Annotated in this window: 3 protein-coding genes; all 3 read left to right on the top strand. The window is 54.2% G+C overall.

What is annotated here, in order from left to right; genetic code table 11:
• On the top strand, nt 1–1,134 hold a 1,134-nt coding region (locus tag J4G02_22790; GenBank protein ID MCE2397336.1), incomplete at its 5' end, for a mandelate racemase/muconate lactonizing enzyme family protein.
• A gap of 166 nt (nt 1,135–1,300) precedes the next feature.
• Nucleotides 1,301–2,194 carry a creatininase family protein gene (locus J4G02_22785; protein MCE2397335.1) on the top strand — a complete coding sequence of 298 codons (894 nt, stop codon included), beginning with the start codon at nt 1,301–1,303 and terminating at the stop codon, nt 2,192–2,194.
• A 17-nt stretch (nt 2,195–2,211) separates the two neighbouring features.
• A partial coding sequence (locus J4G02_22780) for an aldo/keto reductase (GenBank protein MCE2397334.1) occupies nt 2,212–2,435 on the top strand: 224 nt, incomplete at its 3' end.

Raw genomic sequence — 2,435 nt, 5'->3', positions numbered from 1 at the left:
GACAACGGCGTGGTCGGTTGGGGCGAAACGATACCCAACTACACTTGGGCGAGGGTATCCGATGACATCGCAGAGCAGATCGTGGGACGCGAGGCTGGCGACCTGCTGTGGGAGGACGGTTTGGGTGCTGGTATCCAAATCGCGCTCTTCGATGCAGTAGGCAAATCGTTGAACACGCCTGCCTATCGCCTTCTGGGAACGAAAGTCCGAGAGTGGTGTCCGCTCTCTTGGTGGGCTATGGATATGCCTCCGAAGGATTGGGCGCAACAGTGCGCCGATGCGGCTGAACAGGGCTATATGTCCTCCAAACTCAAAGCACGGACATGGTACGACCTGCACGCAGCCATCGGAGCCATTATCGAAGATGTCCCCTCGCAGTTTAAGCTGGATCTGGACTTCAATTCAACTTTGGCAAATGCAGCCAATGCCGTCGAGTTCCTCAAGACCCTCGAACGGTACGAGCAGGTCGCCATGATCGAAAGCCCGATTCCGCAGGGCGATGTCGCTGGGAACAAACAGATTCGCCAACGTATCAACCGACCCGTGGCGATGCACTACGGTTCCCCGCCCATCCTAACGACGCTACTGGAAGATGTAGCGGATGGCTTCGTTATTTGCGCCGGCGCGCATCGTCTGCTGAAACAGGCGACCGTTTGTGAGGAAGCGAACAAACCCTTCTGGCTGCAACTCGTCGGCACCGGCATCACCACGACGTGGGCTGCCCACCTCGGTGCTGTTTGTCCGCAAGCCAAGTGGCCCGCGATTACCTGCATGAACATCTGGGAGAGCCAACTCATCACAGAACCGATAGAGCTGCGTGGCGGTTTCTACCGTGTGCCGGAAAAGCCGGGTGTCGGTGTGGAGGTTGACGAAGAAGCTGTGCAGAGATACAAAGTTGACTACTCCTTCGTAGATACACCCCGTCACGTCTATCGCTATACTCGCGCAAGCGGAGAGACCACCTACTACGGTTGCAACAAACAGGACCTCCATGCGGTCTATCCGAATGACGCCATGCCCACTTGTGAAGCGGGATCTAATCTGGAACCCGTTCCCGATGACGGTAACGATGGGTTCAAGGAAATCTATGATGCCGTACAGAATGGCAGCACCGTGCGACGATTAGAGGGATAGGACTTACGCATTTCCTCTTAAAGTCCCCCTGACAAAGGTTTCCTCCCTGATAAGGGGGGTTAGGGGATTTAGGGGGTTAAATGCAACCCAATAACGACTTTTCAGGAAAATATGTCAATTTTCTATTCAATTTGCGTAAGTCCTGAAGGATAAAGGAGCCTAAACTATGGCAAACCAATACGTCAATCCCTACAGAGTCATGTTAGGGGAGTGCACCCGAAAGGAGATTCGGGAAGCCTTGCAGCGTGGCGAATTGAAAGCCGCCATTATCCCCATCGGTGCTATTGAGCAGCACAATGAACACCTAAGCCTAGATTTGGATATTGTCCTATCCACGTTCGTCTCCCAGCAAGCCGCCTTGCGGCTCTACCCCCAAGTCACTGTCGCTCCACCCTGTCCGGTGGGCTATTCTCCATACCATATGGCGCGGAAGGGAACGCTGACTTTGCGGGTGGAGACGCTGCGGGCATATATCTTCGATGTCGCACAGAGCCTCAAAACCCACGGCATCCGTACGATTCTGGTCGTCAACGGTCATGGCGGCAACCACGGATTGCTTCGGGAGGTACTACCGGCATGGCGGCAAGAATTGGGTATCACGATGGATGAGGAGTCTTACTGGATGGGGCTTACGGCTGAGGACAAAGAAACCATCCTCCAAGGCTACCGAGATCTCAGAGACGGCAAGCTGGACACAGTGGCGCGACAAACTGCGTTGAATCATGCCTCAGAGGACGAAACCTCTGTGATGTTAGCAGCGTACCCGCAACGGGTGCGCGCGTTCACAATGGAGGAATACGACGCTGCTAACTTGGATTACGCCCATAACCTATCGCCCGAAGTGGAGGCGTATCTCGAACCTTTTTCCAAAGAAGGTTGGCCCCAAGGCGGACCGAATCCGGAAAATCCGCGTGACCGCGCCCGCCAAGAGAATGCTCTGCTTGCCACTGTCGAGAAAGGTGAAGCACTCATCACCATCCATGTCCAATACGTCGTCGACAAGCTGCAGAAAATGATCGATGTGACCGAAAAGGGGCTCCCTTGGTCCCCGCCCGAATAAAAACTATGAGGTAAAAAATGAAATATAGAGAGATGGGAAGAACAGGCTGGGAGATCAGTGAAGTCAGTCTCGGCGGGGCATACCTGATGGGAGATGACCCCGAACGTGCCCAAGAGAGTACGGACGAAGTGGTGAAACATGCACTCGAATTGGGGATCAATTACATCGATACCGCCCCACTTTACGGCAAAAGCGAGGAACTCCTAGGCGGTGCACTCGAAGGCATAGCGGAACATTTTTA

Source organism: Candidatus Poribacteria bacterium (assembly GCA_021295755.1).
Lineage (GTDB): Bacteria > Poribacteria > WGA-4E > WGA-4E > PCPOR2b > PCPOR2b.
The sequence above is the reverse complement of the archived record's forward strand: the minus strand, read 5'-3'. Positions and strand labels throughout refer to the sequence as shown.